The organism is Massilia sp. 01N417 (assembly GCF_056399645.1).
This window is the reverse complement of record NZ_JBFTRS010000003.1, coordinates 174,616-198,969: the sequence shown is the minus strand read 5'-3', so window position 1 is coordinate 198,969 and position 24,354 is coordinate 174,616. Positions and strand designations below refer to the sequence as shown.

The following is a 24,354-nucleotide window of genomic DNA, read 5'->3' as shown; positions in this document are numbered from 1 at the left end:
TGCGGAATAAAAACAACACTGTTGCCAGATAGCAGCAAGTTGCAAGGGCATTCATTCGGCCCGGGGGTGGCGCCAACGGGCAAAACCTTCCGCAAAAGCTTTATAATTCAGGGTTTTGATGATTTTTGCGGAGTATTCAGATGCCGATTTACGCCTACCGCTGCGATGAATGCGGTTTTGCCAAGGATGTACTGCAAAAGATTTCGGATCCGGTGCTGACCGTCTGCCCGTCGTGTGGCAAGTCATCGTTCAAGAAGCAAGTCACCGCTGCCGGTTTCCAGCTCAAGGGAACCGGTTGGTATGTGACCGACTTCCGCGGTGGCAGCGCGCCGGCGACCGGTGCGGCGCCCTCGACCGGCAGTGCCGACGGCGGCGCCAGCGCCGGTTCCGGTTCCACCACCAGCAGCGAGAGCAGCAGCACCGCCAGCGCCGCGCCCGCGTCGACGAGTTCCGATGCGTAAATATTTCATCACCGGCGCGCTGGTCCTGGTTCCCCTGGCGATTACCGCCTGGGTGCTCAATTTCGTGATCAGCACGCTGGACCAGTCGCTGGTGCTGGTGCCGAGCGAGTGGCAGCCGCGCACCTATATCCCGGGCCTGGGCGCGATCATCACGCTGGCGATCGTATTCCTGACCGGCGTGCTGACCAATAACCTGGTCGGCAAGTGGTTCGTGCGCCTGTGGGAACGCCTGCTGAACCGCATCCCGGTCGTGAACTCGATCTACGGCAGCGTCAAGCAGGTGTCCGACACCCTGTTCTCGTCCTCGGGCAACGCCTTCCGCAAGGCCGTGCTGATCCCGTACCCGCACGAGAATTCGTACACCATCGCCTTCCTGACCGGCGTGCCGGGCGGCGACGTCAAGAATTACCTGGTGGGCGACTATGTGAGCGTGTACGTCCCGACCACCCCGAACCCGACCTCGGGCTTCTTCCTGATGATGGAACGCAGCCGGGTGGTCGAACTGGACATGACGGTCGATGCCGCCCTGAAGTACATCGTGTCGATGGGCGTCGTGGCGCCGGCCGCTGCCGGCGATGCCGACACCGCCGTCAAGGATTCTCAAGAAATCAAACGCCTGGCAGCAGGCACCGAATAACCAACCTGGATCGAAAAACTATGTCCTCCATGCGTACCAACTACTGCGGCCTCGTGACCGAAGAGCTGCTGGGCCAAACCGTCAGCCTGTGCGGCTGGGTGCACCGCCGCCGCGACCACGGCGGGGTCATCTTCATCGACCTGCGCGACCGTGAAGGCCTGGTGCAGGTCGTCTGCCACCCCGACAATGCCGACGTCTTCAAGGCCGCCGAGCACGTGCGCAACGAGTACTGCCTGCGCGTCACCGGCACCGTCGTGAACCGCCTGGAGGGCACCGCCAACGCCAACCTGAAGTCGGGCAAGATCGAGATCAACACCACCGGCCTGGAAGTGCTGAACGCCTCGGTGCCGGTGCCGTTCCAGCTGGACGACGACAACCTGTCGGAAACCACCCGCCTGACGCACCGCGTGCTCGACCTGCGCCGCCAGCAGATGCAGCACAACCTGCGCCTGCGCTACAAGGTCTCGATGGAAGTGCGCAAGTACCTGGACAACCTGGGCTTCATCGACATCGAAACCCCGATGCTGACCAAGTCGACCCCGGAAGGCGCCCGCGACTACCTGGTGCCGTCGCGCGTCAACCCGGGCAACTTCTTCGCGCTGCCGCAGTCGCCGCAGCTGTTCAAGCAGCTGCTGATGGTCGCCAACTTCGACCGTTACTACCAGATCACCAAGTGCTTCCGCGACGAAGACCTGCGCGCCGACCGCCAGCCGGAATTCACCCAGATCGACTGCGAAACCTCCTTCCTGACCGAGCAGGAAATCCGTGACCTGTTCGAAGACATGATGCGCGTCGTCTTCAAGAACGCCGCCGGCATCGACCTGCCGAACCCGTTCCCGGTGATGGACTTCGCCACCGCCATGGGCTCCTACGGCTCGGACAAGCCGGACATGCGCGTCAAGCTGCAGTTCACCGAACTGACCGAACTGATGAAGTCGGTCGAGTTCAAGGTCTTCAACAGCGCCGCCAACATGCCGAACGGCCGCGTGGTCGGCCTGCGCGTGCCGCAGGGCGGTTCGATGCCGCGTTCGGAAATCGACGCGTACACCCAGTTCGTCGCCATCTACGGCGCCAAGGGCCTGGCCTACATCAAGGTCAACGAGAAGGCCAAGGGCCGTGACGGCCTGCAGTCGCCGATCGTGAAGAACATCTCCGACGACGTCCTGGCCAAGATCCTGGAACTGACCGGCGCCGAAGACGGCGACCTGATCTTCTTCGGTGCGGACAAGGCCAAGGTCGTCAACGACGCCATCGGCGCGCTGCGCGTGAAGATCGGCCACTCGGAATTCGGCAAGAAGGCCGGCCTGTTCGACGACGTCTGGGCACCGCTGTGGGTGATCGACTTCCCGATGTTCGAGTACGACGAGGAAGGCGACCGCTGGAACGCGACCCACCACCCGTTCACCGCACCGAAGGATGGTCACGAAGACATGCTCGAGACCAACCCGGGCGCCTGCGTCGCCAAGGCCTACGACATGGTCCTGAACGGCTGGGAACTGGGCGGCGGCTCGATCCGTATCCACCGCGAAGAAGTCCAGAGCAAGGTGTTCCGCGCCCTGAAGATCGACGCCGAAGAAGCCCAGCTGAAGTTCGGCTTCCTGCTGGACGCCCTGCAGTACGGCGCCCCGCCGCACGGCGGCCTGGCCTTCGGCCTGGATCGCCTGATCACGCTGATGACCGGCTCCGAGTCGATCCGCGACGTGATCGCCTTCCCGAAGACCCAGCGTGCGCAAGACCTGCTGACCAACGCGCCGTCGGAAGTGGACGAGAAGCAGCTGAAGGAGCTGCATATCCGTCTGCGTAACGAGCAGCCGAAGGTCGCGTAAGCACCACTGGCACGTCATGCCGGGCCTTGCCCGGCATGACTTCCCGCGAAAACGGGAATCCATGCCGAGTATGAAATGCCAGCTCGGCATGGGTTCCCGTTTTCACGGGAACGACGATCAAGGGTAACGCTACAATAGCGCTCATGCCCCACAAAATCCCCGAATCCGTCCTCGTCGTCATCCACACCGCCGACCTCGAGGTCCTGCTGATCGAACGCGCCGACCGGCCCGGCTTCTGGCAATCCGTCACCGGTTCCCTCGACCGCGTCGACGAACCCCTCCTGGAAACCGCCACCCGCGAGCTGTTCGAGGAAACCGGCATCGTCGCCGATGGCGAACGGATCAAACTGCAGGACTGGCACCTGTCCAACGTCTACGAGATCTACCAGACCTGGCGCCACCGTTATGCGCCCGGCATAACGCACAACACCGAGCACGTCTTCTCCGTCTGCGTACCGCGCGACATCCCGATCGTCCTGGCACCGCGCGAGCATCTGCAATTTGCCTGGCTGCCGCTGCTGGAGGCGGCCGACCGCTGCTTCTCGAGTTCGAACGCGGAGGCGATCCTGCAGCTGCCGCGGCATTTCTCCGCCTGATCCCGCCGCTTGCGGCGGAGCCCATGTTTATGCGCACCGCATAAAGATGGCGAGCGCAATCGTGCTGTTCAAAATCTATGCTATGTTGGCGGGCACTTCAACGAGGCGTTTTCCCGACCCTGCCGCATGCCCAGTGACAAGAACATCAAGTTTGCCACGCTGGCCGTGTTCCTCGTGATGGTGCTGGTGGCGGTGCTGCCGTTCCGGCTGGACCGCTCGGCCACGGCGCTGGTGCGCGAGCTGCGCGCGGAACTGGACCAGCAACAGCGCCTGGAGCGCGTGCTGGACGGCTTGCGCGATGCCGAGAGCGCCCAGCGCGGCTTCGTCATCACCGGCAACGAGGCCTTCCTCGAACCCTACCGCCAGGCCGGCCAGATCCTGCCCGCCGCGCTGCGCGAAGCCGTGGAGCAGGCGCGCAGCGATGCCGAGCGTGCCGAGATCGGACGCATCGCCCGCCTTGCGGGACTCGAGCTGGCCGACCTCGACGACATCATCGCCCTGCGGCGCACCGACGATGGACAGAAGACCCGGCGGGCGGTCGAGGCGATGCACGGCAAGGCTTATATGGACGAGCTGAGCCGCCTGGTCGGGGAGCGCCGGGTGCGCGCCGAGGCGCGGCGCGAGGAAATGCGCAGCGAGATGCTGGCCACTTCCCGCCGCTCCTTCGTCGTCAGCCTGGGCGCGACCCTCATCAACATCTGCGTGTTCGGCGCGCTGCTGCTGGTGCTGGCGCGCATGCTGCGCGAGCGCCAGGAGACCGCCCGCCAGCTGGAATGGAAGGCGGCCCAGCTGGCTTCCGGGGTCGAGCTGCGCACCCGCGAGAACCGCGAGCTCCGGATCGTCGCCGAGATGCTGCGCGCGATCGAGACGCTGCCGTCCACCCTGGACGCCGGGCCGGTGGTGGCGCGCGGCTTCGCCAGCCTGCTGCCCGAAGCCGGCGGCACCTTCTTTGCGCTGGGTGTGGGCGACGGTCCCCTGCGCCAGCTGGCACGCTGGGGCGAGGCCTCGGTGCAGCCCGCGGAACTGATGACGGAGGATTGCTGGGCCCTGCATCACGGCGCGCGCTACAAGACCTCCGGCTACGACGGGCCGCCCTGCGCGCACTACCGCCACCGCGACGGCGCCGGCGGGATGCGCCTGTGCGTCCCGCTGGTCACGCACGACGAGCTGGTCGGCATGATCCACCTGGAGGGCATCGCGCCGGAACCGCGTGCACGCGAAGAGCAGGCGCGGCTGGCGCTCACGGTCGCCGAGCAACTCGCGCTGGCGCTCGGCAACACCAGGCTGCGCGAATCGCTGCGCCGCCAGTCGGTGCTGGATTCGCTGACCGGCCTGTTCAACCGCCGCTACTTCGACGAGACCCTCAAGCGCGAACTGGCGCGCTCGCGGCGCATGGCGGCGCCGCTGTCGCTGGTGGTCCTCGACGTCGACCATTTTAAAAGCGTCAACGACGGCTTCGGCCACGCCACCGGCGACGCCGTCCTGCGCGCGATCGCCCAGCTGGTGCGGCAGTCGATCCGCGACTGCGACGTCGCCTGTCGCTACGGCGGCGAGGAGCTGGTGATCCTGATGCCGGACTGCGCGCAGCCGGATGCGGCCCGGCGCGCCGAAGCGTTGCGCGCCGATATCGCCGGCGCCCCGCCGATGGCCGATGGCGGCGGGCCGGAAGCCATCACCGCATCTTTCGGCGTGGCCGAATACCCGATCCACGGACCCGACGCCGAGGCCCTGTTCCGGGCCGCCGACCGGGCGCTGTACCAGGCCAAGCGGGAGGGGCGCAACCGCGTCGTCACGGCGTTGGAGCCCTGATTTGCGCCCGCATCTTTCATTCCTTTTCTGAAATAATTCTCTTTAGAAACAGATGCTTGGCTGTTGGATGTATGTCACAGCCACATACATACATAAAAAAATGGATGAGGAAAACTCCTACGAGTCTGTCAGCTGTAACCTACAGTTCCATAGGGTTTACGAAATTTAATTTGGAACAGATGAGATAACACAATAGATTAGTTTGTTTGACAGGGTGAAATGATTTGACTAAGGTCAATAAACCGCCATTGGCGAGTTTTCGTTTTGCAAGTCCAACAAGGATACTGGGAGGAATTATGAGCGAACGCAAGCACGAGCAGAAAGTAAAAGATGTCAGCGTCGACGAAGATTATCTGTGCATCGAATTACTGAATGGTCTGCTCTTGACCGGCCCGCTGCGCACCAATCCGATCCGCCGTGAAAACGGCGAATCAAACAATAATGCACCGGCTGAGCACTTCTTGCCGGCAATGAGCATCTGATCCATTTTGCCATTCCCGGCGCGCTCCGGGAATGGCGTCCCACCCAGGCATCCACTGCCGAATCTGATGCGCCGCACGATTGGCGCTCTGTCCAGAAGAACACGGAATGATGGGGTTAAAATGTTCCCATGAAAATTCGTGTTGCGACCTACAACATCCACAAAGGCGTTTCGTCCTTCCGCAGTACGCCGCGCGTACTGGCGCTGAAAAAAGCCATCGCTACCTTTGGTGCGGATGTCGTGTTCCTGCAGGAAGTGCAGGGCCGGCACGACCGCTACCAGGCGCGCTATGGCGAAAAGGTACGCAGCCCTCACCACCACTGGCCGGATACCGCCCAGCACGAGTTCTTCGCCGGCGAATCCCTGCATGCCGCCTATGGCATGAACGCGGTCTACGATCACGGCCACCACGGCAATGCGCTGCTGTCCTGCTTCCCGATCGCCAACCAGCATAACCACGACGTTTCCGATCACGCCTACGAGCAGCGCGGCATCCTGCATTGCGTGCTGGACACGCCGGACGGCAAGGTGCACTGCTATGTCGTCCACCTGGGCCTGTTCGAAGGCAGCCGCCGGCGCCAGACCGATGCCCTGATCAATGCCGTCAACGAGTCGGCGCCGAACGGTGAACCGGTCATCATCGCCGGTGACTTCAACGACTGGCGCAATACCCTGAGCGATTGCCTGCGCCTGAAGCTGGGCGTGGTCGAGGTGTTCGACGAACTGGAGCGGCGCTCCTCGCGGCTCGGCGAACTGGTGCGCAAGGTCCGTGAACGCGAGCGCAGCCTGGTGCCGGCGCGGACCTTCCCGGCGGCCTTGCCCTGGTTCCGTCTCGACCGCATCTATGTCCGCGGCTTCAAGGTCGAGCAGGCGGAAGTCCTGCACGGGCCGCAATGGGCGCGCCTGTCGGACCACGCGCCCATCGTTGCCAACCTGAGCCTGGCTTAGTCCGCCCATGCGAACGGTGTCCTACGTCGGCAACAACGACGTCAAACTGTTGGAAAGCGGCGGCAACTATTTTAGGGAATTACTGGCCGCGATTGATTCCGCGAAGCACGAGGTCCTCTACGAGACCTATATCTACGCCGAGGACGAGACCGCGCGCGCCGTCACCGATGCCCTGATCCGCGCCGCGAAGCGCGACGTCAAGGTGAGGGTGCTGGTCGACTGGTTCGGGACCGGGCGCCGGGTCGCCTGCCGGCTCGGCGAGGAGTTCGCCAAACATTGCGTGCACTACCGCATGTTCAACCCCTGGTTCCGGCGCGGCGTGGCGCGCAGCCACCGCAAGATCGCGGTGATCGACGGCCAGACGGCGTTCGTGGGCGGCATCAACACCAATGACGATTCGCTGTGCGACTACGCGCCCTACGAGCCGCTGCCGGCGCCGCGCTGGGATTTCGCGGTGCGCGTGCGCGGCCCGCTGGTGGAGCGCATCCACCGCGAATCCCAGGCCCAGTGGACCCGCGCCGGCCACCTGAACATCAAGCACCGCTACCACCTGTTCAAGGAAACCCGCAAGCAGGCGCCGGGGCTGGGCGAGCATCCGATGCGCGCCGGCTTCGTGGTGCGCGACAACCTGCGCAACCGCCGCACCATCCAGCGCGCCTACCTGCAGGCGATCGGCCGCGCCCGCAAGCGCGTGCTGATGGCCACGCCGTACTTTGCGCCGGGGCTCAAGTTCCGCCAGGCGCTGGCGCAGGCGGCGCGGCGCGGCGTCGACGTCTGCCTCCTGATCGGCGTCGGCGAATTCCGCATGCAGGACGCGGTGGCGGGTTCCTTCTATCCGCAGCTGCTGGCGGCCGGCGTGCGCATCGTCGAGTACCGCCGGACCCAGCTGCATGCCAAGGTGGCGGTGGTCGATCACGACTGGGCCACGGTAGGGTCCAGCAATTGCGATGCCCTGTCGCTGTTCGTGAACCAGGAAGCCAATGTGGTGGTGCGCGACGCCGCCTTCGCCTCCAGCATGGCGAAGCAGATCGAGCGTGGCATCGCCGAAGGTGTGCCGGTCGGGCTCGATGATTTGAGGCAACTTGGTTGGGTGCGCCGCACCGGCCACGAAATGGCCTATCTTTTGTATAAACTGACGATGCGGATCTTTACGATCGGCTATGCCTGAACAGACACACCGAGATTTATGAGCGAAAACGAGAACGTACGGATCGACAAATGGCTGTGGGCGGCGCGCTTCTTCAAGACGCGCTCGCTGGCGGCGGAAGCGGTCGACCGGGGACGGATCAAGATCAACGCCGAGAACGTCAAGCCGGCGCGCGCCGTGAAGGTGGGCGACAAGCTCCTCATCGACAACGGGTCGACCCGCTGGGAAGTCATCGTGCAGGGCCTGTCCGGCACCCGCGGCCCGGCCCCGGTGGCGCAGGCGCTCTACCGCGAAACGGAAGTCAGCATCCAGAAGCGCGCGAACGACCAGGAAGCTCGCCGCCTGTTCCCGGAACCCGGCAGCACGATCAAGGGCAGGCCGACCAAGCGCGACCGCCGCGCCATCGAACGGGCTGGGGATTCGTAGGGTGGGCGCGGCCGGCGTGGGCATACCGTGCCCACGCGAGGCCGGCGGGGTAGTTGGCTGTTCTAGCGTTACGCGTGGGCACGGTGTGCCCACCCTACTAGAACCGCGCCTCTAAACTTCCCGTTTGACATTTCCAGGCTGGTAGATAATAGTACGAGCGTTCGGATTTTTCTCGATCCACTGGGAGCATCGTATCAATACTTCAGCCAAATCCATGGTCATGCGCAAGGGCGAGATGACGCGTGCAGCGATTCTCGACGTTGCGCTCGAACTCGCCAGCCGCGACGGCCTCGAGGGCCTCACGATCGGCCTGCTGGCCGATCGCATGAACATGAGCAAATCGGGCGTGTTCGCCCACTTCGGTTCGCGGGAAGACCTGCAGATCGAAGTGCTGAAACTTTACCACCGCCGCTTCGAACAGGAAATCTTCTTCCCCAGCGTGAAGGAGCCGCGTGGCTTGCCGCGCCTGGAGGCGATGTTCAAGCACTGGCTCAAGCGCGTCTCCGTCGAGATCGCGTCGGGCTGCATCTACATCAGCGGCGCCGTCGAGTACGACGACCGTCCGGGACCGATCCGCGACGAGCTGGTCGGCATGGTGCAGATCTGGCAGAACGCCCTGGTGCGCTGCGCCCAGCAGGCCGTCGACTGCGGCGACCTGAAAGCCGACACCGATCCCCAGCAGCTGGTGTACGAGATGTACGGCCTGGTGCTGGCGGTGCACCACGATGCCCGCTTCCTGCGCATTCCCGGCGCCCCCGACCGCGCACACCGCGGTTTTGCGCGCCTGATCGAGAATTACCGCAATCCCGCAAAGTAATCACCACACACAATCATTACCTTCGTCAGGAGAACAACATGGGTCAGTACGTCGCGCCAATCCGGGATATGCAGTTCGTTCTGCATGAATTCCTGAACGTCACCGAAGAGTTCAAGAGCCTGCCGGCGTACCAGGAGATCGACGCCGACATCATCAACCAGGTGCTCGAAGAAGGCGCGAAGTTCACGCAGGAAGTGCTGTTCCCCCTGAACCACTCCGGCGACCGCGAAGGCTGCCACTACGACGCCGCGACCAAGACCGTCACCACGCCGAAGGGCTTCAAGGAAGCCTACAAGCAGTACGTGGAAGGCGGCTGGGCCGCGCTGGCCTGCGATCCGGAATACGGCGGCCAGGGCCTGCCGGTGGCGCTGAACAACTCCTTCTACGAGATGCTGAACTCGTCGAACCAGGCCTGGTCGATGTACCCCGGCCTGTCGCACGGCGCTTACGAGTGCCTGAAGGAGCACGGCACCGAAGACCAGAAGAAGTTCTACCTGCCGAAGCTGGCCTCGGGCGAGTGGACCGGCACCATGTGCCTGACCGAAGCCCACTGCGGCACCGACCTGGGCCTGCTGCGCTCGAAGGCCGAGCCGCAAGCCGACGGCACCTACAAGATCACCGGCTCGAAGATCTTCATCTCGGCCGGCGAGCACGACATGTCGGAAAACATCGTCCACCTGGTGCTGGCGCGCCTGCCGGACGCACCGGAAGGCAGCAAGGGCATCTCGCTGTTCCTGGTGCCGAAGTTCCTGCCGAACGCCGACGGCCAGCCGGGCGAACGCAACCCGATCTTCTGCGGCGCCATCGAAGAAAAGATGGGCATCCACGGCAACGCCACCTGCCAGATGAACCTGGACGGCGCGGTCGGCACCCTGATCGGCCAGCCGCACAAGGGCCTGAACGCGATGTTCGTGTTCATGAACGCCGCCCGCCTGGGCGTCGGCATGCAGTCGCTGGGCCTGACCGAAGTCGCCTACCAGAACGCGCTGGTGTATGCGAAAGACCGCATCCAGATGCGTTCGCTGTCGGGCCCGAAGGCACCGGACAAGCCGGCCGACCCGATCATCGTGCACCCGGACGTGCGCCGCATGCTGCTGACCGCCAAGGCCTATGCCGAAGGCGCGCGCGCGCTGACCTCCTACGTGGCGCTGCAGATCGACCGCGAACTGAACCACCCGGACGAAGAAGTGCGCAAGGAAGCCGCCGGCGAAGTCGCGCTGCTGACCCCGATCGTCAAGGCCTTCATCACCGACAACGGCTGGATCGCCACCTCGGAAGCGATGCAGGTGTACGGCGGCCACGGCTACATCAGCGAGTGGGGCATGGAGCAGTACGTGCGCGACGCCCGCATCAACATGATCTACGAAGGCACCAACACCATCCAGTCGCTGGACCTGCTGGGCCGTAAGATCCTGATGGACAACGGCGCCAAGCTGCGCGCCTTCGGCGAGAAGATCAAGGCCTTCGTGGAAGACAACGGCCTGGACGAGTCGCTGAGCGAATTCGTCACCCCGCTGGGCGAACTGGGCGAGAAGGTCACCAAGCTGACCATGGAAATCGGCATGAAGGCCTTCCAGAACCAGGACGAAGTCGGCGCCGCCGCCGTGCCTTACCTGCGCGTGGTCGGCCACCTGGTGTTCAGCTACTTCTTCGCGCAGATGGCGAAGATCGCACTGGAGAAGAAGGATTCCGGCGACAAGTTCTACGAAGCCAAGCTGGCAACGGCACGCTTCTACTTCGGCCGCCTGTACCCGGAGACCGCGATGCTGATCCGTCAGGCGCGTTCGGGTTCGGCGAACCTGCTGGCGCTGGATGCAGACCTGTTCTAAACAAGCACCATCACGTTGACTAACCGTCGTCCCCGCGCAGGCGGGGACCCAAGTTTTCGGCAGATCGACGAACTTGGGTTCCCGCCTTCGCGGGAACGACGATCAAACAAGGAATACATTACATGTCCAACTTCATCGTCAAGAAAGTCGCCGTGCTGGGCGCCGGCGTGATGGGCGCGCAGATTGCCGCGCACTGCGTCAACGCCAAGGTCCCGGTCGTGCTGTTCGACCTGCCTGCCAAAGAGGGCAACAAGAACGGCATCGTCCTGAAGGCCATCGAGAACCTCAAGAAGCTGTCGCCGGCCCCGCTGGGCAACAAGGAAGATGCAAGCCTGATCGAAGTCGCCAACTACGAGGACAACCTCGACGTGCTGGCCGGCTGCGACCTGATCATCGAAGCCATCGCCGAGCGCATGGACTGGAAGCACGACCTGTATAAGAAGGTCGCGCCGCACATCGGCGCCAACGCCATCTTCGCCTCGAACACCTCGGGCCTGTCGATCGAGAAGCTGGCCGACGGCTTCGACGACAACCTGAAGGCGCGCTTTTGCGGCGTCCACTTCTTCAACCCGCCGCGCTACATGCACCTGGTCGAGCTGATTCCGACCGCGGCTACCCGCCTGGCAATCCTCGACCAGCTCGAGACCTTCCTGACCTCGACCCTGGGCAAGGGCGTGGTGCGCGCCAAGGACACCCCGAACTTCATCGCCAACCGCGTCGGCATCTTCGGCATGCTGGCCACCATCCATGAAGCCGAGAAGTTCGGCCTGTCGGTGGACGTGGTCGACGACCTGACCGGCGCCAAGCTGGGACGCGCCAAGTCGGGCACCTTCCGCACCGCGGACGTGGTCGGCCTGGACACCATGGGCCACGTGATCAAGACCATGCAGGACAACCTGAAGGACGATCCTTTCTTCAGCGTCTACCAGACCCCGGCCGTACTGTCCAAGCTGATCGAGAAGGGCGCGCTGGGCCAGAAGGCCGGCGCCGGCTTCTACAAGAAGGTCGGCAAGGACATCATGCGCCTGGACTTCGCCACCGGCGAATACGTGCCGGGCGGCGCCAAGGCGGCCGACATCGTCGCGCGCATCCTGAAAGAGAAGGATCCGGTCAAGAAATTCAAGGCGATGCGCGAATCGACCAACCCGCAGGCGCAGTTCCTGTGGGCGATCTTCCGCGACGCCTTCCATTACATCGCCTTCCACCTGGAGTCGATTGCCGACAACGCACGCGACATCGACTTCGCGATGCGCTGGGGCTTCGGCTGGAGCGTCGGCCCGTTCGAGACCTGGCAGGCCGCCGGCTGGAACACCATTGCCCAGTGGGTGAAGGAAGACATCGAGGCCGGCAAGGCCCTGTCGAACGCACCGCTCCCGGCCTGGGTGTTCAGCGCACCGGTGCTTGATAAGGGCGTGCACACCGCCGAGGGTTCCTACTCGGTCTCGAAGAACGCCTATGTGCCGGTGTCCGACCTGCCGGTCTACGAGCGCCAGCAGTTCCGCGCGCCGGTCGTCGGCAGCACCACGGTCGATCCGAAGACCGCCGGCACCACCGTGTTCGAGGACGACTCGGTACGCCTGTGGCACTCGGACGATGAAGTGCTGGTCATCTCGCTGAAGACCAAGATGCACGTGATCGGCGACGGCGTCATCAAGGGCATCAAGCGTGGCCTGGAAGAGGCGGAAAAGGGCTACAAGGGCCTGGTGATCTGGAATACCGACGCAGCCGAAGGCGGTGCCTTCTCGGCCGGCGCCGACCTGCAATCGGCCCTGCCGGCCTTCATGACCGGCGGCGCGAAGGCGATGGAGCCGATCGTGCGCGAGCTGCAGGACACCTTCATGGCCATGAAGTACTCGAACATCCCGGTGGTGGCGGCCGTGGCCGGCCTGGCCCTGGGCGGCGGCTGCGAGATGGCGCTGCACGCGTCGAAGCGCGTGGCCTCGATCGAGTCCTATATCGGCCTGGTCGAAGTCGGCGTCGGCCTGGTCCCGGCCGGCGGCGGCCTGAAGGAAGCGGCCGTACGCGCCGCCAACGAAGCCAAGGGCAACGACATCCTGCAATTCCTGAAGACCGGCTTCACCAACGCGGCCACCGCGCAGGTATCGAAATCGGCGCTGGAAGCGAAGGCCATGGGCTACCTGAAGGAAGACGACGTCATCGTCTTCAACCCGTACGAGTTGCTGCACGTGGCGAAGGTCACCGCGCGTTCGATGTTCGACGCCGGCTACCGCGCACCGCTGCGCCGCCCGGTCCCGGTCACCGGCCGCTACGGCTGGGCGACCATCCGCGGCCAGCTGGTCAACATGCGCGACGGCGGCTTCATCTCGGCCTATGACTACCACCTGGGCGACACCATCGCCGAGATCGTCACCGGCGGCGACATCGACCAGGGCAGCTACGTCTCCGAGCAGTGGCTGCTGGACATGGAGCGCAAGGCCTTCATCTCGCTGCTGAACAATCCGAAGACCCAGGAACGCATCATGGGCATGATGCAGACCGGTAAGCCGGTACGCAACTAAGCGGTCGCCGACCATAAGGACTACTGACATGAGCAAACAACTTCAAGACGCATACATCGTCGCAGCGACCCGCACCCCGATCGGCAAGGCGCCGCGCGGCTTCTTCAACAAGACCCGTCCGGACGACCTGCTGATCGCCGCGATCAAGGGCGCCATGGCCGCCGTGCCGAACCTGGACCCGGCCCTGATCGTCGACGCCATCGTCGGCTGCTCCTTCCCGGAAGCCGAGCAGGGCTTCAACGTGGCGCGCCAGGCCGTCGTCATGGCCGGCCTGCCGAACACCGTCGGCGGCGTCACCGTCAACCGCTACTGCGCCTCGGGCATCACCGCCCTGGCGATGGCCGCCGACCGCATCCGCGTCGGTGAAGCCGACGTCATGATCGCCGGCGGCGTCGAATCGATGTCGATGGTGCCGATGATGGGCCACCACCCGTCGATCAACATGCGCGTGTTCGACGACGAGAACGTCGGCCTGGCCTACGGCATGGGCCTGACCGCCGAGAAGGTCGCCGCCCAGTGGAAGGTGAGCCGCGAAGACCAGGACGCCTTCGGCCTGGAATCGCACCGCAAGGCCATCGCCGCCCAGCAGGCCGGCTTCTTCAAGGACGAGATCACCCCGGTCGAGATCGTGACCCGCACGCCGAACCTGGCGACCGGCGAGATCGACGTCAAGCGCCGCACCGTCGACCTGGACGAAGGCCCGCGCGCCGRCGCCAGCATGGAAGGCATGGCCAAGCTGAAGCCGGTGTTCGCCGCCAAGGGCTCGGTCACCGCCGCGACCTCCTCGCAGATGTCGGACGGCGCCGGCGCGCTGATCGTCGTCAGCGAGAAGATCCTGAAGGAGCACAACCTGACCCCGCTGGCCAAGTTCTCGTCCTTCGCCGTGCGCGGCGTGCCGCCGGAGATCATGGGCATCGGCCCGAAGGTCGCGATTCCCGCAGCCCTGGCTGCCGCAGGCATCACCCAGGACCAGTTGGACTGGATCGAACTGAACGAAGCCTTCGCCGCCCAGGCGCTGGCCGTGATCCGCGACCTGAACCTGGACACCAGCAAGGTCAACCCGATGGGCGGCGCGATCGCCCTCGGCCACCCGCTGGGTGCGACCGGCGCCATCCGCGCCGCCACCGTGGTCCACGCGCTGCGCCGCAACAACCTGAAGTACGGCATGGTCACCATGTGCGTCGGCGCCGGCATGGGCGCTGCGGGTATCATCGAGCGCGTGTAATCGTCGGTAGGGTGGGCACGGAGTGCCCACCCTACAATGCAAAGAAGGGCGCTGTCGGTACATCTGCAGCGCCCTTTTCACAATAAAGGAGACCTCCTGAATGGACATCCAGACCATCACCGCCAACGGCATCCTGACCATCGAATTCAACCGCCCGGAGCGCAAGAACGCCATCACCGGCGCCATGTACACCACCATGGCCGAAGCCCTGCGCAACGCCGACCAGGACAGCGCCGTGCGTGCCATCCTCATCACCGGCAAGCCCGAGATCTTCACCGCCGGTAACGACCTCGACGACTTCCTCAACAACGTCGGCGAAGGCGCGATGACCGAGACCCGCCCGGTCTTCCAGTTCATGCAGGCGCTGGAAGGCTGCAGCAAGCCGGTGATCGCGGCCGTCAGCGGCGCGGCCGTCGGCATCGGCACCACCATGTTGATGCACTGCGACCTGGTCTATGCCGCCGACACCGCCAAGTTCTCGATGCCCTTCAGCCAGCTGGGCCTGTGCCCGGAATTCGCATCGTCGCTGCTGGTCCAGCAAGCGGCCGGCTACACCCGCGCCGCCGAAAAGCTGATGCTGGGCGAAGCCTTCCTGGCCCAGGAAGCCTTCGAGATGGGCATCGTCGCGAAAGTGCTGCCGGCCGGCGAGCTGCTGGCCTTCGCCCAGGGCCAGGCGGCCAAGCTGGTCAAGCTGCCGGCCGCCTCGATCCGCACCACCAAGGCGCTGATGAAGCGTTCGCGCGCGGCGCTGGTCAAGGAAACCATCGCGGCCGAGAACGAGCGCTTCAGTGCGATGCTGGTGGGGGCGGAGGCGAAGGAGGCGTTCACGGCCTTCTTCGAGAAGCGCAAGCCGGATTTCAGCAAGTTCGACTGAACGTATCCTCGCGGCGAACCGGATCCGGTTCGCCCCAGGCGGCGCCCGGTTCGCCACATTTGCTTGGCCGCCGGGGACGCGCTTCGCTAAGCTTGCCGGCATTCGTGTCCGAATGTGAGGCATCCTTGAAAAGAAGAGACTTTCTGTCGTCGCTGGCCGTGGCCGCGGCCGGCACGCTGCCGTTCTCGAAGACGGCATCGGCCGATAGCGCGCCGGCGACATTCCTCTATCGGCGCGTACGACCCCAGGACGCCGCATGGCCGAGCGCCGCCAGCTGGGCCAGGCTCGACGAGACCGTCGGCGGTAAGCTGCTCAAGGTTCGCGCGCTGTTTCAAGGTTGCGCGGCCGATCCGGACGGCGCCGCCTGCGGCGAGGCGCATAAAAACATCGGCAATCCCTACTGGCTCGGCGACCAGCCGGGCGGCACCGAGAACTCGGGATGGCTGGACGCCTGGTCGCCCGCGCCGAGCGCCTACGCCGTCAAGGCGCGCCATGCCGGCGACGTTGCCGCCGCCATCGATTTCGCCCGCGAGAACCGCTTGCGCCTGGTGGTCAAGGGCGGCGGGCATAGCTACCTGGGCACCTCGAACGCACCCGACTCCTTGCTGATCTGGACCCGCGCGATGAACCAGGTCACGCTGCACGAAGCCTTCGTCGGTCAGGGTTGCGCTGGCCGCGCCGAGCCCGTGCCGGCCGTCAGCGCGGGCGCCGGCGCAATGTGGATGGACCTGTATCACGCCGTCACGACCGAAGGCGGCCGTTACGTCCAGGGCGGCAGCTGCACCACCGTCGGCGTGGCCGGCCTGGTGCAGAGCGGTGGCTTCAACGCCTTCTCGAAAGGTTTCGGCACGGCGGCGGCCGGCCTGCTCGAAGCCGAAATCGTCACCGCCGATGGACGCGTTCGGGTGGTCAATGCCTGCCAGGATCCCGAGCTGTTCTGGGCGCTCAAGGGCGGGGGCGGCGGCACCTTCGGCGTGGTCACCCGGGTCACCTTGCGCACCCACGAACTGCCGCGCCACTTCGGCGCCGCATGGGGCGAAGTGAGGGCGCGCTCGAGCGAGGCGTTCGCGCGCCTGATCACCCGCTTCGTCGCCTTCTACCGCGAGACCTTGTTCAATCCGCACTGGGGCGAGCACGTGCACTTCAGGCCGGACAACGTTCTCGACATCGACATGGTCAGCCAGGGCCTCAGCCCCGAGCAGACGCAAGCGGCATGGCAGCCCTTCTTCGACTGGGTAAAGGCGTCGCCGCAGGATTTCGAACTGGCCTCGCCCGGCGCCTGGGCCTGGGATGCGCGCAGCTGGTGGGACCTGGACAAGCGCGCGTCGACCTATATCCGCGACCCGCGCGCAGGCGCCCCCCGGCACCACGCCTGGGGGAAGGGCGACCAGGGCGAGGTCGGCGTGTTCCTGTACGGCTACGACTCGCTATGGCTGCCCGCAGCCCTGTTGCAGGCGGAACGCCGGCAGTCGCTGGCGGAGGCGCTGTTCGCGGCGAGCCGCCACCAGATGGTGCGGCTGCACATCGGCAAGGGTCTGGCGGGCGCACCGGACGAGGTACGCGCCGCGGCCCGGCAGACCGCGACCAATCCGGCGGTGCTTGACGCCTTCACGCTCGTCATCATCGCCGACGGGGAGCAGCCGCCCGCCTATCCGGGCCACGCGCGGCCGGCCGTCGACCTGGCCGCCGCGCGCAGGAACGCCCGCACCATTGACCTGGCGGCCGCCGAACTGCGCAGGATCGCGCCGAATTCGGGGTCCTACGTTTCGGAAAGCAACTACTTCAACCGTGACTGGCAGCGCGAATACTGGGGCGCAAACTACGCAAGACTACGGGCGATCAAGTCGAAGGTCGATCCGGACGGCCTGTTTTTTGTCCATCATGGCGTCGGCAGCGAAGACTGGAGCGCCGACGGTTTTACGCGCCTGGGATCAACCTGAAGCCGAGGCAGGCCCGCTTCGCCGCAGGCCTGCATAGGGGCTTCAGCGGCCGGGCTTCAGCCGCGGCAGCTCAGGCGCAGCCTTTCGCCCTGGCGTGCGTAGGCGCGTGCCGGTGCGCTGTCGCCGCAACGGTAGACCACGCGCAGGCGCTTCTGCTGGTTCGGCGCCGGGTCGCCGCACAACTGGTCGTTGGCGGTGACGAAGCCGCGGTTGCGCTCGACCTGGTCGCGTACGCTGCGGCGCGCGTTGCAGCTTGCGTCGCGCACGCCATACTCGGCCTCCTCGATGTGCAGGCGTCCCCAGGGCATCGAACCGTCCGCGACGCCCGGACCGTTGCGGGCGTCGCGCTGCCCTGCTGCGTAACCGTCGTCGTAGCCGCGGCGGTATTCGGCGCTCTGGGCGAATGCGCCGGTGGACGCGGCGGCCAAGGCCAGCACGGCGGCAATGCGGACGATGTGTCGGTGTGCGATGTTCATATTTTCCTCCCGTTCTATCGATGACGAATGCTAGCGCGCTGAGCTGGACAGTTCTGTGCGCACTCGTACATACAGTATGTCATCCGACATCCGCGGATCTGCCGACGCGTCTGTAAGAGGCGTATCAATCGGTAACCGGGAGAGTGGCCGCTTTCGGCGCCGCGAAGGAACCCCCGGCCGTGTCGCGCACGATGAAACCCTGGTCTTCGATCGCGGTCCGCAAGGCGTCGGCATCGGCCCAGCGCTTGTCGAGGCGTGCTTGCCGGCGTGCTTCGACCAGCGCCAGCACCGCGTCCGGCACGGCATGCGTCTCGGGCCGCCAGATATCCAGTCCCAACCCGAGCACCTCGTCCAGCCAGTCCAGCGTCGCTTTCTGCACCGCACCCGGCAGCCCGGATTTCAATACCTCCCATGCCAGTGCCAGCGCCCTCGGCGTATTCAGGTCGTCGTTCAGCTCGGCCAGCATGCGCTCGCGATAAGCCGGATCCACTACACCTCCCGAAGGCAGCCCATGGTAAGCAAGGCGCAAGCGTCCGAGCGCCGTCTGCGCCGCCTCCAGCGCCGTCCACGAAAACACCAGCTTCGAGCGGTAATGCGCGGTCAGGGCAAGGTAGCGATAGGCCAGGGGATCGAAGCCGCGCTCGACCAGGGACTCCAGGCGGATGAAGCTGCCGTCCGACTTCGACATCTTGTCGCTCATTTTTTCACTATCCTGCAGCCGCAAAAAGGCGCCGTGCAGCCAGTAGCGCGCCGGCGGATGGCCGTGGCAGGCCTCGTGCTGGGCGATCTCGTTCGAGTGGTGGACCGGCACGTGGTCTTCGCCGCCGATGTGGATGTCGAACAGGGTGCCCAGGTAGCGCGTCGACATCGCCGAGCACTCGATGTGCCAGCCGGGGAAGCCGCGGCCCCAGGGGCTGTCCCATTCCATCTGCCTTTGCTCGGCGCCGCTGAACTTCCACAGCGCGAAGTCGGTGGGCGAGCGCTTCTCGCCCGGATCGACGCGGTGGCCCGCCTGCAGTCCGGCGATGTCGAGCCGGGCCAGGTGGCCATAGCGTTCCAGGCGCGTGGTGTCGAAGTAGATACCGTCCGCGGTCCGGTAAGTAAATCCGGCCCGCTCGATGTCCAGGATGAAGGCGATCTGCTCGGGAATGTGGTCGGTGGCGCGCGCCCAGACGGTCGGCGGCAGGATGCGCAGGCGCTCCAGGTCGCGCTGGAAGGCATCCGTGTAGAAGGCGGCGATGTCCCAGGCGCTGCGGCCGGTGCGCCGGCTTCCCTTTTCCATCTTGTCCTCGCCCAGGTCGGCGTCCGAGGTCAGGTGGCCGACGTCGGTGATGTTGACGACGTGCCTCACCTCGATGCCGTTCAGCCGCAGCACGCGGCGCAAGGTGTCGCCGAACAGGTAGGTGCGCAGGTTGCCGATGTGGGCATGGTCGTAGACCGTGGGGCCGCAGGCGTACAGGCCGGCGCGGCCGGGTTCGAGGGGGGCGAATGGACGCAGGCGCCGCTCCCAGGTGTCGTACAGCTTGAGTGTCATCGGGTCTCCGGAAATGAAAAAGGCCACAGGAGACGGTTCTCGCTGTGGCCATGGAATCTGTGGATGTGACAATGCAATCGGCAGGCTTCTATGGCCTGCGGTAACACACTCCGTGGTGGAAGGATCGATTGAACATCCGTTCAGTGTAGCATGTCGGCATGAACCTGCACCGCCTCGATCTCGTCTCGCTTTCCCTGTTCATGCACGTGGTGCGCTCCGGCAGCATCAGCAAGGGCGCGCAGCTGGCCAACCTGGCGGTCGGGGCGGCCAGCAAGCGCATCTCCGACCTCGAGGCGGCGGTCGGCGCGGGGCTGCTGGAGCGGCATTCGCGCGGCATCACCATCACCGCCGCCGGCGAGGCGCTGGCCCGCCATGCCCAGCGCATCCTCGGCGACGTCAACCTGCTGGCGGCCGAGCTGCGCGACCACGCGAACGGCATCGTCGGCGTGGCGCGCCTGTGGGCGAATACCTCGGCCATCACCCAGTTCCTGCCGGCCGACATCGCCGCCTTTGCGCGCGCCACGCCGGCGATCCGCATCGAACTGGCGGAACTCAACAGTGGCGAGATCGTGCTCGGCGTGCTGGAGGGCCGGGCCGATATCGGCATCTTTGCCGACCGTACCCCGGCCCTCGGCCTGCAACTGATGCCCTACCGCGAAGACCGGCTGGTGCTGGTGGCACCAAGCGGGCATGCGCTGGCGCGGCGTCGATCCCTGCATTTCGCGGAAGCCGCCGAATTCGACTTCGTCAGCCTGTCGCAGGGAACCTCGCTGGCACAGCGCCTGCAGGCCGAGACCGAGGCCATGGGCCAGCGCCTCAAGTTGCGGATCCAGGTGCGCAGCTTCGACGCCATGTGCCAGATGGTGGCGGCAGGACTGGGCGTGGCGGTACTGCCGGCGGATGCCGTGCGGGCGCTGGTGCGCTCGCTGAACCTGCGCCAGATCCCGCTCCAGGACGCATGGGCGCGGCGCCAGCTCCTGATCGGCGTGCGCGACCTGGCGACCCTGCCGCGCCATGCACGGATGCTGGTCGAGCACCTCGCCGCTTCGCCCCCGCCCGGACGCTGAGCGCGCCGGCTTTCGCGAAACGCGAAAGCCGGGTTCGCGTCTTGGTCATTCCGCCATCCGGGCCGGGAGTGCCAGAATCGATCCACAACACCAAAAGCGCGCCATGCAGCATGAGCGCGCCGGGTCATTCGACGACACCCTATCCGGAGACAACATGAGCAAAATTATGTCCGCCCCCGCCGGCGCGGCCTCCGTGGCCGTTCCAAGCGAAGCGCAGATCGTGGCAAAAGTGGCATGGCGCATCATGCCGCTGATCATGGTCTGCTATCTCTTCGCCTTCTTCGACCGCATCAACATCAGTTTCGCCAAGTTCGCGCTGCAGAACAGCCTGTCGCTGTCCGACACCGCCTATGGCCTGGGCGCCGGCCTGTTCTCGGTCGGCTACGTGCTGTTCGAGGTGCCCAGCAATATGATGCTGTACAAGGTCGGGGCGCGCCGCTGGATCGCCCGCATCATGGTGTCCTGGGGCATCGCCACCGCCCTGATGGCGCTGGTACAGACCGAGTGGCAGTTCTATGTGCTGCGCTTCCTCATCGGCGCCATGGAAGCCGGGTTCGCGCCCGGCGTGCTGTATTTCCTGACGCTGTGGTTCCCGACCGCCTACCGCGGCCGCATCACTTCGATGCTGTTCCTGGCCTCGGCCTTTTCCGGCCTGGTCGGCGCGCCCGCCGCCGGCCTGGTGCTGGGCCACATGGACGGCGCGCTGGGCATGGCCGGCTGGCACTGGCTGTTCCTGGTGGGCGGCCTGCCGTGCGTGGCGCTGGGCGCCGTGGTATTCCTGTCGCTGAAGGACAGGATCGAGGATGCCCAATGGCTCACGCCCCAGGAGCGCAGCCTGCTGGCCGCGCGCATCGCCGAGCAGAACCGCCAGATCGGCAGCCATTCGCTGCTGGGCGCGCTCAAGACGCCCGGTTTCCTGACCCTGGGCCTGGTCTACTTCCTGATCCAGGTGAGTTCCTACGGCCTGAATTTCTGGGCGCCGCACATGATCCGCAGCGCCGGCACCACCAACCCGACCATGATCGGCCTGCTCACCGCCGTGCCCTACCTGTGCGGCGCGATCGCGATGGTGCTGGTCGGCCGGATCTCGGACGCCAGCGGCGAGCGCCGCAAATTCGTGATCGGCCTGGTGCTGCTGGGCGCCGCCGGCTTCTGCTGCGCCGGCCTGTTCGACCACCAGCCGGCCCTGCTGCTGGCGGCGCTGGCCGTGATGGGCGCCGGCGTGGTAGCGTCGATCCCGGCGTTCTGGGCGCTGCCGCCCAAGCTGGTGAGCGGTGCCGGCGCGGCCGGCGGCATCGCACTGATCAACACGCTGGGCCAGCTGGGCGGCATCGTCAGCCCGGTGATGGTCGGGCGCATCAAGGACGTCACCGGCAGCACCACGCCGGCGCTGTATGCGATCGCCGGCCTGAGCCTGGTGTGCGCGGCCATCCTGGCCTTCGGCATGCCCGAGCGGCTGCGCCGGCGCGAACAATCCGAACATTGAAGAGGGACGACCATGACGGCATCGAACATGATCCACGCGAATTTTTCCGACCAGGCGCTGAAGGGCGTGCGCGTGATCGAGATGGGACAACTGATCGCCGGGCCCTTCGCCGGCAAGACGCTGGGCGAATTCGGCGCCGACGTGATCAAGATCGAGGCGCCGGGCGCCGGCGACCCGCTGCGCAACTGGCGCATGATGAAGGACGGGACCTCGGTGTGGTGGCAGGTCCAGTCGCGCAACAAGCGCTCGCTCGCGCTCGACCTGCGCAGCGAAGAGGGGCAGCAGATCGCGCGCAAGCTGATCGCGGAAGCCGACGTGCTGGTCGAGAACTTCCGGCCCGGCACCCTGGAAAGCTGGGGCATGGGCTGGGATGTGCTGTCCGAACTGAATCCGGGCCTGGTCATGCTGCGCATTTCCGGCTATGGTCAGACCGGTCCCTACCGCGACCTGCCGGGCTTCGGCGCGATCGGCGAGGCGATGGGCGGCCTGCGCCACCTGACCGGCGAACCGGGCCGCGTGCCGGTGCGCTGCGGGATCTCGATCGGCGACACCCTGGCCGCCCTGCACGGCACCATCGGCGTGCTGACCGCGCTGTATCACCGCAAGGTCAACGGCGGACGCGGCCAGGTGATCGACGTGGCCCTGCACGAAGCCGTGTTCAACATGATGGAAAGCCTGATCCCCGAATACAGCGCCTTCGGCGCGGTGCGCGAGGCGGCGGGCAGCGCCTTGCCGGGCATCGCCCCGTCCAACGCCTACCGCTGCAACGACGGTTACGTCCTCGTGGCCGGCAACGGCGACAGTATCTTCAAGCGCCTGATGGCGGCGATCGGCCGCCCCGACCTGGCGGAAGCGCCGGACCTGGCGAACAATGCCGGCCGCGTCGCCCGGGTGGCCGAGATCGACGCCGCCATCGGTGTCTGGACCGCGACCCGCGGCGTGGCCGAGGTGCTCGAGGTCCTGAACGGGGCCAGGGTCCCGGCCGGCAAGGTCTATACCGCGCAGGACATCGCCGAAGACCCGCATTACCGTGCGCGCGACATGATCCTGACCCAGCAGACGCGCGAGGGCTACCAGGTCGAGGTGCCGGGCATCGTGCCCAAGCTGTTGGGCACGCCGGGCACGGTGCGTTCGGCCGCGCCGCGCCTGGGCGAGGACACCGATGCGGTATTGCGCGAGATCGGCCTCAGCGAAGAGCAGATCGTGGCGCTGCGCGAACGCAAGGTGGTGGCATGAACGTGAAGACGAATGCGTGGAGCGGCAAGGGCCGCCGCATCCACATCCAGGAAGTCGGCCTGCGCGACGGCCTGCAGGCCGAAACCCGCTTCGTGCCGACGCTGGAGAAGATCGCGCTGGCCGATATGCTCTCGAAGGCCGGCTTGGCCAAACTGGAAGCCAGTTCCTTCGTGTCGCCGAAAGCGGTGCCCGTACTGGCCGATGCCGTCGAGGTGTTCGAGGGCATCGCACGCCAGTCCGGCGTCGTCTACAGCGCGCTGGTCCCCAACCTGCGCGGCGCCGAGCGCGCCATCGCCGCCCGCGTCGACGAGATGAACCTGGTGATGTCGGCCAGCGAAAGCCACAACCTGAGCAACCTGCGCATGACGCGCGCCCAGTCCTTCGCCGGCTTGCGGGACGTGGCGGCGCTGGCGCTGGCGCACGGCGTACGCGTCAACATCTCGCTGTCCTGCAGCTTCGGCTGCCCGATGGAAGGGGAGGTGGCGCAGGAGGCGGTGCTGGACTGGTGCGCGCGCTTCGTCGACGAGTTGCAGGTGCAGGGCATCACCCTGTGCGATACCACCGGCATGGCCTATCCGACCCAGGTGCGCGAACTGGCCGCAAAAGTGCGGGAACGCTGGCCCGCTCTCGAGCTGACCCTGCACTTCCATAACACGCGCGGCATGGGCCTGGCGAACGTGCTGGCCGGGATCGACGCCGGCGCCGAGCGCTTCGACGCGTCGCTGGGCGGCATCGGCGGTTGCCCCTATGCGCCCGGCGCCACCGGCAACGTCTGCACCGAGGAGATCGTGCATGCGCTGGAACTGATGGGCTACGACACCGGCGTCGACCTGGGCCGGCTCCTGGTGGCCGCCCATGCGCTGGAAGACCTGCTCGGCCACGCCGTGCCGAGCCAGATCGTCAAGGCCGGCCGGCGCCTGGACCTGCATCCAGTGCCTGTCGGAATCTCGGCCTGACATCCTCCTGCCATGCGGACCCGTTATCGTGGCGGGGCGACCGGTGTGCCCGTCACGCACCGAA

The 24,354-nt window shown here is 65.9% G+C and carries 21 protein-coding genes; 19 read left to right on the top strand and 2 right to left on the bottom strand.

Annotated elements, in window-relative coordinates; all coding sequences use genetic code 11:
- Window positions 1-140 precede the first annotated feature (140 nt).
- The 15 genes from AC1DOQ_RS04670 to AC1DOQ_RS04600 all read left to right on the top strand — a co-directional run bounded on the left by AC1DOQ_RS04670 (window position 141) and on the right by AC1DOQ_RS04600 (window position 17,535).
- Window positions 141-461, top strand: coding sequence for an FmdB family zinc ribbon protein (locus tag AC1DOQ_RS04670; RefSeq protein WP_477360752.1), 321 nt, complete (start codon window positions 141-143; stop codon window positions 459-461).
- Complete coding sequence (locus tag AC1DOQ_RS04665; protein ID WP_477360750.1) at window positions 454-1,098, top strand: DUF502 domain-containing protein; 645 nt, start codon at window positions 454-456, stop codon at window positions 1,096-1,098. Before AC1DOQ_RS04670 ends, AC1DOQ_RS04665 begins: the two co-directional genes overlap by 8 nt.
- Window positions 1,099-1,118: 20 nt before the next feature.
- Entirely contained in the window at window positions 1,119-2,924 is a 1,806-nt protein-coding gene (aspS, locus tag AC1DOQ_RS04660; RefSeq protein WP_477360748.1) for an aspartate--tRNA ligase, read from the top strand.
- 143 nt (window positions 2,925-3,067) lie between these two features.
- The gene (nudB, locus tag AC1DOQ_RS04655; protein ID WP_477360746.1) at window positions 3,068-3,520 is read left to right on the top strand and encodes a dihydroneopterin triphosphate diphosphatase; all 453 of its coding nucleotides are present in this window, start codon (window positions 3,068-3,070) and stop codon (window positions 3,518-3,520) included.
- A gap of 126 nt (window positions 3,521-3,646) precedes the next feature.
- Window positions 3,647-5,329 carry a sensor domain-containing diguanylate cyclase gene (locus AC1DOQ_RS04650; protein ID WP_477360744.1) on the top strand — a complete coding sequence of 561 codons (1,683 nt, stop codon included), beginning with the start codon at window positions 3,647-3,649 and terminating at the stop codon, window positions 5,327-5,329.
- 296 nt (window positions 5,330-5,625) lie between these two features.
- Window positions 5,626-5,811, top strand: a complete 186-nt coding sequence (locus AC1DOQ_RS04645) for a hypothetical protein (protein WP_477360742.1) — start codon at window positions 5,626-5,628, stop codon at window positions 5,809-5,811.
- 128 nt (window positions 5,812-5,939) lie between these two features.
- Window positions 5,940-6,758, top strand: coding sequence for an endonuclease/exonuclease/phosphatase family protein (locus tag AC1DOQ_RS04640; protein ID WP_477360740.1), 819 nt, complete (start codon window positions 5,940-5,942; stop codon window positions 6,756-6,758).
- Window positions 6,759-6,765: 7 nt separating this feature from the next.
- Window positions 6,766-7,926 carry a cardiolipin synthase ClsB gene (clsB, locus tag AC1DOQ_RS04635; RefSeq protein WP_477360738.1) on the top strand — a complete coding sequence of 387 codons (1,161 nt, stop codon included), beginning with the start codon at window positions 6,766-6,768 and terminating at the stop codon, window positions 7,924-7,926.
- Window positions 7,927-7,944: 18 nt separating this feature from the next.
- Window positions 7,945-8,331, top strand: coding sequence for an RNA-binding S4 domain-containing protein (locus AC1DOQ_RS04630; RefSeq protein ID WP_477360736.1), 387 nt, complete (start codon window positions 7,945-7,947; stop codon window positions 8,329-8,331).
- 220 nt (window positions 8,332-8,551) lie between these two features.
- Window positions 8,552-9,148: a TetR/AcrR family transcriptional regulator gene (locus AC1DOQ_RS04625; RefSeq protein ID WP_477360974.1), complete on the top strand. Its 597-nt coding sequence runs from the start codon at window positions 8,552-8,554 to the stop codon at window positions 9,146-9,148.
- A gap of 38 nt (window positions 9,149-9,186) precedes the next feature.
- The gene (locus AC1DOQ_RS04620) at window positions 9,187-10,977 is read left to right on the top strand and encodes an acyl-CoA dehydrogenase C-terminal domain-containing protein (RefSeq protein WP_477360734.1); all 1,791 of its coding nucleotides are present in this window, start codon (window positions 9,187-9,189) and stop codon (window positions 10,975-10,977) included.
- Between the two features lie 122 nt (window positions 10,978-11,099).
- A complete protein-coding gene (locus AC1DOQ_RS04615; RefSeq protein WP_477360732.1) occupies window positions 11,100-13,496 on the top strand; it encodes a 3-hydroxyacyl-CoA dehydrogenase/enoyl-CoA hydratase family protein in 2,397 nt (798 codons plus the stop codon).
- 28 nt (window positions 13,497-13,524) lie between these two features.
- Window positions 13,525-14,721, top strand: coding sequence for an acetyl-CoA C-acyltransferase (locus tag AC1DOQ_RS04610; protein ID WP_477360730.1), 1,197 nt, complete (start codon window positions 13,525-13,527; stop codon window positions 14,719-14,721).
- A gap of 100 nt (window positions 14,722-14,821) precedes the next feature.
- Window positions 14,822-15,595 carry an enoyl-CoA hydratase gene (locus AC1DOQ_RS04605; protein ID WP_477360728.1) on the top strand — a complete coding sequence of 258 codons (774 nt, stop codon included), beginning with the start codon at window positions 14,822-14,824 and terminating at the stop codon, window positions 15,593-15,595.
- 125 nt (window positions 15,596-15,720) lie between these two features.
- Complete coding sequence (locus tag AC1DOQ_RS04600; protein ID WP_477360726.1) at window positions 15,721-17,535, top strand: FAD-binding oxidoreductase; 1,815 nt, start codon at window positions 15,721-15,723, stop codon at window positions 17,533-17,535.
- A 56-nt stretch (window positions 17,536-17,591) separates the two neighbouring features.
- Here AC1DOQ_RS04600 and AC1DOQ_RS04595 read toward each other — a convergent pair whose 3' ends face one another.
- Window positions 17,592-18,011 (bottom strand): hypothetical protein, encoded by a 420-nt coding sequence (locus AC1DOQ_RS04595; RefSeq protein WP_477360724.1) that lies wholly within the window; start codon window positions 18,009-18,011, stop codon window positions 17,592-17,594.
- Window positions 18,012-18,135: 124 nt separating this feature from the next.
- Window positions 18,136-19,545 carry a cysteine--tRNA ligase gene (gene cysS / locus AC1DOQ_RS04590; RefSeq protein ID WP_477360722.1) on the bottom strand — a complete coding sequence of 470 codons (1,410 nt, stop codon included), beginning with the start codon at window positions 19,543-19,545 and terminating at the stop codon, window positions 18,136-18,138.
- Between the two features lie 158 nt (window positions 19,546-19,703).
- On the opposite strand from cysS, the gene AC1DOQ_RS04585 reads away from it, so the two are divergent.
- From AC1DOQ_RS04585 to AC1DOQ_RS04570, 4 genes are all read left to right on the top strand, one after another.
- Window positions 19,704-20,612, top strand: a complete 909-nt coding sequence (locus tag AC1DOQ_RS04585; RefSeq protein WP_477360720.1) for a LysR family transcriptional regulator — start codon at window positions 19,704-19,706, stop codon at window positions 20,610-20,612.
- A gap of 166 nt (window positions 20,613-20,778) precedes the next feature.
- Entirely contained in the window at window positions 20,779-22,098 is a 1,320-nt protein-coding gene (locus AC1DOQ_RS04580; protein ID WP_477360972.1) for an MFS transporter, read from the top strand.
- A gap of 12 nt (window positions 22,099-22,110) precedes the next feature.
- Window positions 22,111-23,334, top strand: a complete 1,224-nt coding sequence (locus AC1DOQ_RS04575) for a CaiB/BaiF CoA transferase family protein (RefSeq protein WP_477360718.1) — start codon at window positions 22,111-22,113, stop codon at window positions 23,332-23,334.
- Window positions 23,331-24,290 (top strand): hydroxymethylglutaryl-CoA lyase, encoded by a 960-nt coding sequence (locus AC1DOQ_RS04570; protein ID WP_477360716.1) that lies wholly within the window; start codon window positions 23,331-23,333, stop codon window positions 24,288-24,290. The genes AC1DOQ_RS04575 and AC1DOQ_RS04570 overlap by 4 nt, the downstream gene beginning before the upstream one ends.
- Window positions 24,291-24,354 lie beyond the last annotated feature (64 nt).